The 12680-nt window shown below is 63.5% G+C and carries 9 protein-coding genes; 3 read left to right on the plus strand and 6 right to left on the minus strand.

Going from position 1 to position 12680, the window contains the following annotated elements; translation table 11 throughout:
* The first annotated feature begins 141 nt into the window (after positions 1–141).
* Positions 142–405 carry a hypothetical protein gene (locus ACL9RJ_RS03500; RefSeq protein WP_017127380.1) on the plus strand — a complete coding sequence of 88 codons (264 nt, stop codon included), beginning with the start codon at positions 142–144 and terminating at the stop codon, positions 403–405.
* 65 nt (positions 406–470) lie between these two features.
* Here the strand turns inward: ACL9RJ_RS03500 and ACL9RJ_RS03505 are convergent, their stop codons facing one another.
* The 6 genes from ACL9RJ_RS03505 to tpx (ACL9RJ_RS03530) all read right to left on the minus strand — a co-directional run bounded on the left by ACL9RJ_RS03505 (position 471) and on the right by tpx (ACL9RJ_RS03530) (position 10834).
* The gene (locus tag ACL9RJ_RS03505) at positions 471–1964 is read right to left on the minus strand and encodes an efflux transporter outer membrane subunit (protein WP_017127381.1); all 1494 of its coding nucleotides are present in this window, start codon (positions 1962–1964) and stop codon (positions 471–473) included.
* Entirely contained in the window at positions 1961–5068 is a 3108-nt protein-coding gene (locus tag ACL9RJ_RS03510; RefSeq protein ID WP_177082223.1) for an efflux RND transporter permease subunit, read from the minus strand. Before ACL9RJ_RS03510 ends, ACL9RJ_RS03505 begins: the two co-directional genes overlap by 4 nt.
* Entirely contained in the window at positions 5065–8166 is a 3102-nt protein-coding gene (locus tag ACL9RJ_RS03515; protein WP_422764889.1) for an MdtB/MuxB family multidrug efflux RND transporter permease subunit, read from the minus strand. Before ACL9RJ_RS03515 ends, ACL9RJ_RS03510 begins: the two co-directional genes overlap by 4 nt.
* The gene (locus ACL9RJ_RS03520) at positions 8163–9467 is read right to left on the minus strand and encodes an MdtA/MuxA family multidrug efflux RND transporter periplasmic adaptor subunit (RefSeq protein WP_422764890.1); all 1305 of its coding nucleotides are present in this window, start codon (positions 9465–9467) and stop codon (positions 8163–8165) included. Before ACL9RJ_RS03520 ends, ACL9RJ_RS03515 begins: the two co-directional genes overlap by 4 nt.
* Positions 9468–9643: 176 nt before the next feature.
* Entirely contained in the window at positions 9644–10144 is a 501-nt protein-coding gene (tpx, locus tag ACL9RJ_RS03525; RefSeq protein ID WP_422764892.1) for a thiol peroxidase, read from the minus strand.
* 189 nt (positions 10145–10333) lie between these two features.
* Positions 10334–10834: a thiol peroxidase gene (gene tpx, locus ACL9RJ_RS03530; RefSeq protein WP_177082219.1), complete on the minus strand. Its 501-nt coding sequence runs from the start codon at positions 10832–10834 to the stop codon at positions 10334–10336.
* Between tpx (ACL9RJ_RS03530) and ACL9RJ_RS03535 the strand changes: the two genes are divergently transcribed.
* Both ACL9RJ_RS03535 and ccoN read left to right on the plus strand, forming a co-directional pair.
* Positions 10826–11101, plus strand: coding sequence for a hypothetical protein (locus ACL9RJ_RS03535; protein ID WP_212811082.1), 276 nt, complete (start codon positions 10826–10828; stop codon positions 11099–11101). The genes tpx (ACL9RJ_RS03530) and ACL9RJ_RS03535 overlap by 9 nt on opposite strands.
* A gap of 102 nt (positions 11102–11203) precedes the next feature.
* Positions 11204–12631, plus strand: a complete 1428-nt coding sequence (ccoN, locus tag ACL9RJ_RS03540; protein WP_212811081.1) for a cytochrome-c oxidase, cbb3-type subunit I — start codon at positions 11204–11206, stop codon at positions 12629–12631.
* Positions 12632–12680 lie beyond the last annotated feature (49 nt).

Below are 12680 nucleotides of genomic sequence, written 5' to 3' on the forward strand. Positions count from 1 at the left end.
TATGAACAAAAATGAAAAAAACTTTATTTCTTGTGTGACCTGATGCCCCTCAACGGACATCAGTACAAGTAACCAGCCGCGACGGTGCGCCCAACCGACGGCTTACAACATCATTATCGGGCAACCTTGAGAGAAGACCCCATGAACGCCCCGCTCCGTTTCAACGAAGCACTCCTGATGGCCGGCAACGCATTCAAACCTTTCCAGTGCGTGGCCTGGACGGCACAAGACAAAGGCGACCTGAGCCTGACGGTGATCGATCGCACCAACAACAGCATCGGTCGCCAGCAGATCTCCTGCAGCGACTATTCGGACCCGGCGCAGCTGAAATCCCTGCTGGAGCAGGCCCGTGCCGAACTGAGCGAAAAAGGCTACGACCTGCAGCCGTGGACCATGTCCGCCTGAGCAACCCGTCGTTCAGGGTGATCGTTCCCGCACTCGCGCCGGGAACGATCAGCACCTGATCCGGATTATTTGCTGGCGCTCAGATCGGTATTGCCGTCCCAGCCACCACCCAGCGCGGCAATCAGCTGCACGCTGGCGATCAGGCGGCTTTGCAACAGGCTCAGTACGCTGCGCTCGTTGCTCAGGGCGGTGGTCTGCACCGTGACCACATCCAGGTAGGCAATCAGCCCGGCCTTGTACTGGTTGTCGGTCAGGCGCAACGATTCGCGGGCCGCATCCAGAGCCTGCTGGCGGACCGCCGCCTCGTCCTCCATGACCTTGAGCTGTACCAGGTAGTTTTCCACCTCGCGGAAACCATCGAGCACGGTCTGGCGATACTTGGCGACGGTCTGGTCATACACCGCCTCGGTGCGTTCGACTTCCGCCGAGCGCTGCCCGCCATCGAACAGGGTCATCGCCAGTTTCGGCCCCACCGACCAGAAACGGTTCGGCAGGCTGATCCAGTCGGCATAGGTACTGCTGCTGTAGCCACCGGACAGGCTCAGGCTCAGGTCCGGGTAGTACGCTGCCTTTGCCACGCCGATCTTGGCGTTGGCGGCAATCACCGAGCGTTCCGCCGAGGCGATATCGGGGCGTCGCTCCAGCAGTTGCGAAGGCAGGCTCAACGGAATCTGTGGCAACCCCGGTATGTCGTTGGTGGCCGCCAGCTTGAACTCGGCCGGCGGCTGGCCCGTCAGGACGGCAATCGCATTTTCGAACTGGGCGCGCTGCCAGATCAGATCGATCAGGTCGCCCTGGGTACTTTTCAGCTGGGTCTGCGCCTGGGCGATCGCCGCCTTGCCGGAAACCCCGAAACGGTACTGGCTCTCCGTGTTTTTCAGCGAGCGCTCGTAGGCCTGGACCGTGGCTTCGAGCAAGCGTTTCTGCTCATCGATTACCCGCAATTGCAGGTAGTTCTGCACCAGCTCCGACTGCTGGCTCAAGCGCATGGCCGCGAGGTCGGCGAAACTCGCCTGGGCGCTGGCCTGGTCAGCTTCCAGGCCGCGGCGCAGCTTGCCCCAGACATCCGCCTCCCAACTGACTCCGAGCTGGGCGTTGTAGGTATCGCGAATCCCGCTCGCCGAACTGCTCAGGCTCGAGTTGCTGCTGCCGGTGCCCTGGCTGGAGCGGGTCTTGCCGGCGCTCAGGTCGACACTCGGAAAGAACGCCCCGCGCGAACTGCGCACCAGGGCCTGGGCCTGACGAAATTGCGCCTCGGACTGGGCCACGGTCTGGTTGCTGCTGTTGAGCTTCTCCACCAGTTCGTTGAGGGTGCGGTCGCCATACAACTCCCACCAGGCACCACGGGCCAGCGAATCGCTGGGCTGGGCCTGGCGCCAGCCGGCGGCTTCCTTGTACTGCGCCGGGGTCTCGGCGTCCGGGCGTTTGTAGTCCGGGCCGACGGCGCAGGCGCTGAGCAGCAGCCCGCACAAGGCCAGGCTCAGCAGGCGCGAGCCGCGCGCCGTCTCCAGACGTTGGGCAGCCAGTACGGGCGCATTGCAGTGTGAACGGTCTGTCATAGCGGAGTTTCCAGAGCACCATCGGTACGTACGCCGCGCCAGGCGTTGAAGCGATGGCGCAGGCGGTCGAGATAAAGGTAAACCACCGGAGTGGTGTAGAGCGTCAGGATCTGGCTGAAGATCAACCCGCCGATGATGGTCAGGCCCAGCGGCTGGCGCATTTCCGCGCCTTCGGCGCTGCTGAGCAGCAACGGCAGCGCACCGAGGATCGCCGCCAGGGTGGTCATCAGGATCGGCCGCAGGCGCAACAGGCAGGCAGCGCGGATCGAAGCCAGCGGTTCCAGGCCGGAATGGCGCTCCAGTTGCAGGGCCAGGTCGATCATCAGGATCGCGTTTTTCTTCACCACCCCGATCAGCAGGAACAGCCCGAGCAGGGAAATCAGGCTGAACTCGCCCCCCAGCAGGTAGATGCTGAGCAAGGCGCCGACACCTGCCGAAGGCAAGGTCGAGAGAATGGTCAGGGGATGGATGTAGCTCTCGTAGAGAATCCCCAGCACCAGGTAGACCGCCACCAGCGCCCCGAGAATCATGAACGGCTGGCTTTTCTGGGTCGCGGCGAAGGCGTCGCTGGTCCCGGCCATCTTGGCGATCACCGATTCCGGCAGGCCGACCTTGGCGACCGCCCGCTCGATCGCGGCGGTGCCCTGCTCCACTGTCACCCCGGGCGCCATGTCGAACGACAGGCTTTCCGAGGCGAACTGGCCTTCATGGTCGACCCGGTCGTCCTGCAGGCTGTTCTCGTAATGGGCGATGGCCGAGAGCGGTATGCGCTGCCCGTCGCTGCCGATCACCTTGACCTGGTTCAGGGTTTCCGGGTCCTGGGCATATTTCGGGTTGACCTCCATCACCACCTGGTACTGGTTCAGGCTGTCATAGATGGTGGAGATCTGCCGCTGGCTATAGGCGTTGTTCAGCACCGCCGTGACCATGTCCATATCCACCCCCAGGCGCTTGGCGGTGTCGCGGTCGACCACCAGGGTGGTCTGCTGGGCGCCACGGCCCTCCCGGGCATCGATGGCGGTGAGTTCCGGCAGGGCCTTGAACGCGGCGACCACCTTCGGATACCACTCGCGCAAGGCCGCCAGGTCGTCGCTCTGCAGGATGTAGGAATACTGCGAGGTGGTCTGTTCACGACCACCGCCGAACTGCAGGTCCTGGTCGGCCATCAGCATCAGCCGCGCACCGGGGACCTTGGGCATTTCGGTGCGCAGGCGCTCGATGACCTTCTGCGCCGAGACATCGCGTTCCTTGATCGGCTTGAGCCGCACCAGCATGAAGGCGTTGTTGGTGCCGTTGTTGCCGCCGATGAAGCCGGCAACGCTCTCCACCGCCGGATCGGCCAGGACCGCCTTGCGGAAGATTTCCATCTTCGGCTGCATGATGCCGAACGACAGCCCGTCGTCGCCACGCACGAAACCGATCAGTTGTCCGGTGTCCTGCTGCGGCATGAAGGTTTTCGGCACCACCACGTACAGGGCGACATTGACCCCGATGGTGACGAACAGGCTGAGCAGGGTCAGGCGCCGGTGACGCAGCACCCAGTCGAGGCTGACGGCATAGCCGGCGACCATCCGTTCGTTGACCTTCTCGCTCCAGCGCTGCAGGCGGGTCTGCCGGCCCTGGGCATGGGGCTTGAGCCAGCGGGCACAGAGCATCGGGGTCAGGGTCAGGGAAACCACCAGCGACACCACGATGGACGCCGCCAGGGTGATGGAAAACTCGCGGAACAGGCTCTCGATGATCCCGCCCATGAACAGGATCGACAGGAACACCGCCACCAGCGACACGTTCATCGACAGCAGGGTGAAACCGACTTCCCTGGCCCCCAGGTACGCCGCCTTCATCGGCGCGACACCCTCGTCGATATGCCGGGAGATGTTCTCCAGCACCACGATCGCATCGTCCACCACCAACCCGGTGGCGAGGATCAGCGCCATCAGCGACAGATTGTTCAGGGAGAACCCGTAGAGGTACATGACGGCGAACGTGCCCACCAGCGACACCGGCACCGCCAGGGTCGGGATCAGCGAGGCGCGGAAGTTGCCGAGGAACAGATAGACCACCAGTACCACCAGGGCCACGGCGATCAGCAGGGTCATCTCGGCTTCATGCAGGGTCGCCTTGATCACCGGCGAGCGGTCCATGGCCAGGTTCAGCTTGACGCTGGCCGGCAACACCGCCTGCAGGGCCGGCAACTGGGCCTTGATCTCGTTGACCGTCTGGATGATGTTGGCCCCCGCCTGGCGGTTGATCACCAGCAGCACGGCCGCGTCATTGTTGAAGAAACCGCTGTTGTAGCGGTCCTCGACACTGTCGTTGATCTTCGCCACGTCGCCCAGGCGCAGTGCCGCGCCGTTCTGGTAGTGGATGATCAGCGGTTCGTAGTCCTTGGCCTTCTCCAACTGGTCGTTGGCCTGCACCTGCCAGTTGCGCTGGTCGTCCTCCAGCGAGCCCTTGGGCCGGCGCACGTTGGCGTTGGCGATGGTGGTGCGCACATCGTCCAGGGCCACGCCGTACTGGTTCAGGGCCTGGGGTTCGAGCTCGATGCGCACCGCCGGCAGCGAGCTGCCGCCGATCTGCACTTCGCCCACACCCGGCACCTGGGACAGGCTCTGGGACAGGATGGTCGAGGCCAGGTCGTAGAGCTGGCCCTTCTGCAACACATCGGAGGTCAGCGACAGCACCATGATCGGCGCCTGGGACGGGTTGACCTTCTTGTAGGTCGGCATGCTGCGCATGCCGCTGGGCAACAGGTTGCGCGAGGCGTTGATGGCCGCCTGCACCTCCCGTGCCGCGCCGTTGATATCGCGATCGAGATCGAACTGCAGGATCACCCGGGTCGAACCCTGGCTGGACCGGCTGCTCATGGTGTTGACCCCGGGGATCACCCCGAACGAGCGCTCCAGCGGCGTGGCGACGGTCGAAGCCATGACTTCCGGGCTCGCCCCGGGCAGGCTGGCCTGGACCACGATCACCGGGAAGTCCATCTGCGGCAGCGGCGACACCGGCAACAGACCGAAGCTCACGCCACCGAGCAGGACAATGGCCAGGCTCAGCAGCATGGTCGCTACCGGCCGGCGGATAAAAGGGCCGGAGAGGTTCATGTGTCCGCCTGCTCCAGGCGGCTGGGGTGCCGGCCCCAACGCCGTCCGAGACGGTCGAAGAACAGGTAGATCACTGGCGTGGTGAACAAGGTCAGTACCTGGCTGACCAGCAGGCCGCCGACCATCACCAGGCCCAGGGGCTGGCGCAGCTCGGCGCCGGAACCGGTCGCCAGCATCAGCGGCACGGCGCCGAACAGGGCCGCCAGGGTGGTCATCAGGATCGGCCGGAAGCGCAGCTGCGCCGCCTGGTAGATCGCCTGCTCGGGCGGCATGCCCTGGTTGCGTTCGGCGTCGAGGGCGAAGTCGATCATCATGATCGCGTTCTTCTTGACGATGCCGATCAGCAGGATGATCCCGATGATCGCGATCATGCCCAGGTCATTGCCCGTGAGGATCAGCGCCAGCAAGGCACCGACCGCGGCCGATGGCAAGGTCGAGAGAATGGTGACCGGATGGATATAGCTCTCGTAGAGCACCCCGAGCACGATGTACATGGTCACCACCGCCGCCAGGATCAGCAGCAAGGTACTCGACAGCGACGCCTGGAAAGCCTCGGCGGCGCCCTGGAACTGGGTCTGCACGCCCACCGGCATGCCGATTTCCTGCTTCACCTGGTCGATGATCTCGACCCCCTTGCCCAGGGCGATGCCCGGCGCCAGGTTGAACGACATCATCACCGCCGGGAACTGGCCGATATGGGTGATTGCCAGCTGTGCCTGGCGTTCCTCGACACGGGCCAGGCTCGACAGGCGTACCTGGCCGCCACTGGTGGTCTTCACGTGGATCTGGTCCAGGGCCGCCGGGCCGATCTTTTCCCCGGCCTGGGCCTGCAGCACGACGCGGTACTGGCTGGCCTGGGTGTAGATGGTGGAAATCTGCCGCTGGCCGAACCCGTCATACAGTGCATCGGTGATATCGGCGACCGATACCCCGAGTCGCGAAGCGGCGTCCCGGTCGATCACCAGGTACACCTGCAGCCCCTTGTCCTGCAGGTCGCTGGCGACATCGGTGAGCTCGGGACGCTGGGCCAGGGCCTCGACCAGCTTGCCGCTCCATTCGGCCAGCAACTCGGCATCCGGGGACGACATGCTGAACTGGTACTGGGTACGACTGACCCGGTCCTCGATGGTCAGGTCCTGCACCGGCTGCATGTACAGGCGGATGCCCGCCAGCTTGTCCAGGTCGGGCTGCAGGCGGGCGATCACCTGCGTGGCACTCAGGTCGCGCTCGCGATGGGGCTTGAGGTTGATCAGCAGGCGTCCGCTGTTCAGCGTGGCGTTGTCGCCGTCGACACCGATATAGGACGACAGGCTTTCCACCGCCGGATCGGCGAGGATCACCTTGGCCAGTTCCTGCTGGCGCTGGCTCATGGCCGCGAACGATACCGACTGCGGCGCCTCGGAAATGCCCTGGATCACCCCGGTATCCTGCACCGGGAAAAAGCCCTTGGGCACCGCCAGGTAGAGGAACACGGTCAGCGCCAGGGTGCCGACGGCCACCAGCAGGGTCAGCGGCTGGTGCTTGAGTACCCATTGCAACTTGCGCCCGTAGGACTCGATCAGCCAGTCGATCCAGGCGCCGCTGGCACGGTAGAACCGCCCCTGCTCCGCTTCCTTGGGTTCGCGCTTGAGCAAGCGCGCGCACATCATCGGGGTCAGGGTCAGGGACACCACCAGGGAAATCAGGATCGCCACCGCCAGGGTGATGGCGAATTCGCGGAACAGCCGCCCCACCACATCGGCCATGAACAGCAGCGGGATCAGCACCGCGATCAGCGACAGCGTCAGCGACACCAGGGTGAAGCCGATCTGTCTGGCGCCCTTGAGCGCCGCCTGCATCGGACTGTCGCCTTCCTCGATGAAGCGCGAGATGTTTTCCAGCATGACGATGGCATCGTCGACCACGAAACCGGTGGCGATGGTCAGGGCCATCAGGGTCAGGTTATTGACCGAAAAGCCCGCCAGGTACATCACGCCGAAGGTCCCGATCAGCGACAACGGCACGGCCACCGAAGGAATGATGGTGGCGCTGGCCCGGCGCAGGAACAGGAACGTCACCATTACCACCAGGGCGATGGCGATCAGCAGTTCGTGCTGCACATCGGTGACCGAGGCCCGGATGGTCTGGGTACGGTCGGTGAGCACGGTGACATCGATACCGGCCGGCAGGTTGTCGGTGATGCTCGGCAGCAGCGCCTTGATGCGGTCGACCACCTCGATCACGTTGGCCCCCGGCTGGCGCTGGATATTCAGCAGCACCGCCTGGTTTTCATTGGCCCAGGCCGCCAGGCGTTCGTTTTCCGCACCGTCGACGATCTGCGCCACATCCTTCAGGCGCAGTGGCGCGCCATTCTTGTAGGCGAGGATCAGCTCGGCGTATTCCTTGGGCGAACGCAACTGGTCGTTGGCATCGAGCATCGACACCCGGGTCGGGCCGTCGAAGTTGCCCTTGGGCTGGTTGACGTTGGAGGCGCCGATCAGGGTACGCACATCGGACAGGTTCAGGCTGTTGGCCGCCAGGGCCTCGGGGTTGACCTTGATCCGCACCGCCTGGCGCTGGCCGCCGGCGATGCTGACCATGCCGACACCGCTGATCTGGGCGATCTTCTGCGCCATGCGGGTGTCGACCAGGTCATTGAGCTTGGGCAGCAACATGGTCTTGGAGGTGATCGCCAGGGTCAGCACCGGGGTGTCCGCCGGGTTGACCTTGTTGTACACCGGCGGTGCCGGCAAGTCCTTGGGCAGCAGGTTGGTCGCGGCATTGATCGCCGCCTGGACCTGCTGCTCGGCGACATCCATGTTGATGTCGAGATTGAAGCGCAGGGTCAGCACGGACGCGCCGCCGGAGCTGGTGGACGCCATCTGCGTCAGCCCCGGCATCTGCCCGAACTGGCGCTCCAGCGGCGCGGTCACCGCACTGGTCATCACATCCGGGCTGGCGCCCGGGTACAGGGTCATGACGCGAATCGTCGGGTAGTCGACCTGCGGCAGCGCCGAGACCGGCAACAGGCGGTAGGCGATCACCCCGGCCAGGACGATCGCCAGCATGCTCAGGGTGGTCGCTACCGGGCGGAGGATAAACAGCCGCGAGAGATTCATGCGCCGACCTTTTTCGCCTTGCCGGCGCCAGCCGAAGCGTCATCGCCCTTGGATTTCGAGCCGTGCAGGTGTTCGGCAGGCGTGCCCGGCACCTCCTGGCTGTCGTTGACCACCTCCACTTCGCCGCCGTCCTTGAGGCGATCGGTGCCTTCGAGGACCACGCGGTCGCCGGCAGCCAGGCCTTCGGTGACCACCGTGACGTTGCCGTCGCTGGCGCCGACTTTCAGCGGCCGGATCTTGACCTTCTTGTCACCGTCCATGGCGTAGACGAAGGTACCGTCGTTGCCGAACTGGATTGCCGCGCTCGGCGCCAGCACCACGTTCTTCAGGGTGTCGGCGAGCAGGCGCACATTGACGAACTGGTTGGGGAACAGCGTCTGCTCCTTGTTCTCGTAGAGCGCCTTGAACTTCAGGGTGCCGGTGGTGATGTCGATCTGGTTGTCCAGGCTCTGCAACACGCCGGTGGCCTGCAGCTTCACGTCGCCGCGATCCCAGGCTTCGGCGGGCAGGTGCGCGCCGCTGCGAAAACGCGGCAAGACGACTGCCAGGTTGTTTTCCGGCAGGGTGAACGCCACGCTGATCGGCTGGGTCTGGGTGATCACCGCCAGCGCCTGGCTGTCATTGGCCGCCAGCAGGTTGCCGACATCCAGTTGGCGCAGGCCCAGGCGCCCGGCGATCGGGGCGCGGATCTTGGTGAACTCCAGGTTCAGCTTGGCCGCGTCGACCGCCCCCTGGTTGTTCTTGACCGTGCCCTGGTACTGCAGCACCGTCGCCTCGGCGGTGTCCAGGGTCTGCTTGGCGATGCTGTCCTCGGCATACAGGCCGCGATAGCGTTGCAGGTCGACCTGGGCATTCTTCAGTTGCGCCTGGCTCTGCAACAAGGTGCCCTGGGCCTGCAGCAAGGCGCTTTCGTAGTTGCGCGGGTCGATCTCGGCCAATACATCGCCGGCCTTGACCATCTGCCCTTCCTGGAAGTTGATCTTGACCAGTTGCCCTGCCACCTGCGTGCGCACATTGACCGTATTGAGCGCGGTCACCGTGCCCAGCGCCTTGTAGTAGAGCGGGAAGTCGCCGACGGTGGCCGGGGCCACGCGCACGGGTACCGGCCCGGCCGCGGCGCCGAAACCGGGGCGCATCATGCCGCTCTTGCCGGTACGCCCGGCGGGCTTGTGTTCGGTCTTGTGGTCACCGGTCGGCCAGAAATGCCAGCACAGCGCTGCGATGATCAGCAGGGTCAGCAGGCCGAACAGCCAGCGACGGGATTTGCGAGGAGCAGAGGATTGCATGGAATGATCAACCATTATGTGCGAGAGCTTCTTCCCTAGGAGGCTGAAAGATAAGCACTCAAGTGTTTCAAGCAAAGCGCCTTTACCGGCAATTTACCTTCGCATGACGTTCTTCAGCCTTCGACTAAGGCACTGAAGCACAAATAAAAACGGCCTGGACAGAGGCAGGCCGTCAATAATTGTAAAGGCGCTTACCGCAATGCCGCGAGAGCCGCGGCGTAGTCGGGTTCCTGGCCGATATCGGCGACCAGTTCGCTGTGCAGCACCTGGTCCTGTTCGTCGAGGACCAGCACTGCCCTGGCGGTCAGGCCGGCGAGCGGACCATCGGCGATGGCCACGCCGTAATTTTCCCTGAATTCACCGCCACGCAGGGTCGACAGGTTGAGCACCTGGTCCAGGCCTTCCGCGCCGCAGAAACGCGTCTGGGCAAACGGCAGATCGGCGGAGATGCACAGCACCACGGTATTGGCCAGTTCATTGGCCCGGGCATTGAAGGCCCGCACCGATCTGGCACAGGTGGGGGTATCGACGCTCGGGAAGATATTCAGCACTTTGCGCTTGCCGGCGAAGTTGCCCAGGGTGACATCCGCCAGGTCCTTGTCCACCAGGGAAAATGCCGGCGCCCGGGTCCCGGGAAGTGGCAGTTCACCGTCGACCCGGACCACCACGCCCCTGCGCGTCACTTGTGCCATGAACTGAATCCCCCTGAACGGTGTATGAAATAAAGTCGAAGTTAACCACGATACGGTGCGGCGACCTATGTGCAAACACAATTTGTCACACCAGCAGCCGGGCGGACTTGCCCGAAAAGCCCGAGACAGAGCGCCGCACAACGAAAAACGGCCTGGACAAAGCCAGGCCGTCGGGCATCACCGCCGCCGTTACTTCAGAACAGCCAGGGCTGCTTCGTAGTTGGGCTCTTCGGCGATTTCCTTGACCAGTTCGCTGTGCAGGACGTTGTCGTTTTCATCCAGGACCACGACAGCACGAGCGGTCAGGCCGGCCAGCGGACCTTCAGCGATAGCCACGCCGTAGTTCTCGATGAACTCGCGACCACGCAGGGTCGACAGGTTCTGTACGTTTTCCAGGCCTTCGGCGCCGCAGAAACGTGCCTGGGCGAACGGCAGGTCAGCCGAGATGCACAGCACCACGGTGTTGGCCAGGTCGTTGGCCTGGGCGTTGAACTTGCGCACGGAAGTGGCGCAGGTCGGGGTATCGACGCTCGGGAAAATGTTCAGCACTTTGCGCTTGCCGGCAAAGCTGCTCAGGGTGACGTCGGCCAGGCCGCCGCTGACCAGGGAAAAGGCTGGCGCCTTGGAGCCGACTTGTGGCAGTTGACCGTTGACTTGAACCGGATTGCCTTTGAGGGTGACTTGAGCCATGAACGAAATCCTTCCAGACGTTTTTTTGAAGAGGCCGAAGTTAAACACGAAAGTGCCGGGCGACCTATGGGGACGCACAAATTGTCATACGATGCCTTGTTCGGCAAACCTGAAAAACAGCTTTTCAGTGTAGGAACGGGCGCGAAACACCGCCACCCTTCTCTGCGCCGGCAAAACTCGATACAGATCGACCTCTGCTCTGAAAAAACCTATCAGAATCCAGCTCATTCAATGCCAATCGGCGAAATATCTGATCCGTATGAATGAGCTTTTTCTGAGTCTGTTTTGTCCCGTCCTCCATTCCTACAGTTCACGGCATGCCAGGCCAGGGTGGCCTGGCGCGATTTTGCAACCGTGGAAGACTTGACCATGAGCACAGCACCAAACGGACAGGCCTACAACTACAAGGTGGTCCGGCAATTCGTCGTGGCAACGGTATTCTGGGGCGTGATCGGCATGGCAATGGGCGTGCTGATCGCCTCGCAACTGGTCTGGCCGGAAATGAACCTGGACCTGCCCTGGACCACCTTCGGCCGCCTGCGACCGTTGCACACCAGCCTGGTGATCTTCGGTTTCGCCGGCAGCGCCCAGTTCGCCGCCAGCTACTACACCGTGCAACGTACCTGTCAGGTGCGGCTGTACAGCGACGCCCTGGCGGCGTTCACGTTCTGGGGCTGGCAATCGGTGATCGTGGTGATGTTCATCAGCCTGCCGCTGGGCTATACCACTACCAAGGAATATGCCGAAATCGAATTCAGCGGCGCGGTGTGGATGACCGTGGTCTGGATCGCCTACGCCATCGTGTTCTTCACCACCGTGGTACGACGCAAGACCCGGCATATCTATGTCGGCAACTGGTTCTTCGGAGCCTTTATCCTGGTGATCGCCATGCTGCACGTGGTCAATCACCTGTCGATCCCGGTGAGCTGGCTCAAGTCCTATCCGGTCTACTCCGGCGCGACGGATGCCATGGTGCAGTGGTGGTACGGGCACAACGCGGTGGGTTTCTTCCTGACCACCGGTTTCCTCGGGATGATGTACTACTTCGTGCCCAAGCAGGTCGGGCGTCCGGTGTATTCCTATCGGCTGTCCATCGTCCACTTCTGGGCGCTGATCACCCTGTATATCTGGGCCGGCCCCCACCACCTGCACTACACCGCCCTGCCGGACTGGGCGCAGTCGCTGGGCATGGCCATGTCGCTGATCCTGCTGGCGCCGAGCTGGGGCGGCATGATCAACGGCATGATGACCCTCTCGGGCGCCTGGCATAAGCTGCGCACCGATCCGATCCTGCGTTTCCTGGTGCTGTCCCTGGCGTTCTACGGCATGTCGACCTTCGAAGGACCGATGATGGCGATCAAGACCGTCAACGCCCTGTCCCACTACACCGACTGGACCATCGGCCATGTGCACGCCGGCGCCCTCGGCTGGGTGGCGATGATTACCTTCGGCTCGCTGTATCACATGATCCCCAAGGTCTTCGGGCGCGAGCAGATGTACAGCGTCGGCCTGATGAACCTGCATTTCTGGCTGGCGACCATCGGCACCGTCCTCTATATCGCCTCGATGTGGGTCAACGGCATCACCCAGGGACTGATGTGGCGCGCGGTCAACGAGGACGGCACCCTCACCTACTCCTTCGTCGAGGCGCTGCAGGCCAGCCATCCCGGCTTTATCGTGCGATTTGCCGGAGGGGTATTCTTTCTCAGCGGCATGCTGCTGATGGCCTACAACACCTGGCGCACCGTGCGGGTGGCGGATGCCGCCGTGGCCCGGCAAGCAGCGCAGATCGCCTGAACGCACCGGCCATGGAACGCAGGGTGGCCTGTAGCCGGCCACCCGCCTG

Origin of the sequence: Pseudomonas sp. Mn2068, assembly GCF_049319725.1 — a bacterium.
GTDB lineage: Bacteria > Pseudomonadota > Gammaproteobacteria > Pseudomonadales > Pseudomonadaceae > Aquipseudomonas > Aquipseudomonas gingeri.

Bases quoted from the DNA above. Each gene is read 5' to 3' on its own strand.
- ACL9RJ_RS03500 (WP_017127380.1), top strand. From the start codon at position 142: ATGAACGCCCCGCTCCGTTTCAACGAAGCACTCCTGATGGCCGGCAAC.
- ACL9RJ_RS03505 (WP_017127381.1), bottom strand. From the start codon at position 1,964: ATGACAGACCGTTCACACTGCAATGCGCCCGTACTGGCTGCCCAACGT.
- ACL9RJ_RS03510 (WP_177082223.1), bottom strand. From the start codon at position 5,068: ATGAACCTCTCCGGCCCTTTTATCCGCCGGCCGGTAGCGACCATGCTG.
- ACL9RJ_RS03515 (WP_422764889.1), bottom strand. From the start codon at position 8,166: ATGAATCTCTCGCGGCTGTTTATCCTCCGCCCGGTAGCGACCACCCTG.
- ACL9RJ_RS03520 (WP_422764890.1), bottom strand. From the start codon at position 9,467: ATGGTTGATCATTCCATGCAATCCTCTGCTCCTCGCAAATCCCGTCGC.
- tpx (WP_422764892.1), bottom strand. From the start codon at position 10,144: ATGGCACAAGTGACGCGCAGGGGCGTGGTGGTCCGGGTCGACGGTGAA.
- tpx (WP_177082219.1), bottom strand. From the start codon at position 10,834: ATGGCTCAAGTCACCCTCAAAGGCAATCCGGTTCAAGTCAACGGTCAA.
- ccoN (WP_212811081.1), top strand. From the start codon at position 11,204: ATGAGCACAGCACCAAACGGACAGGCCTACAACTACAAGGTGGTCCGG.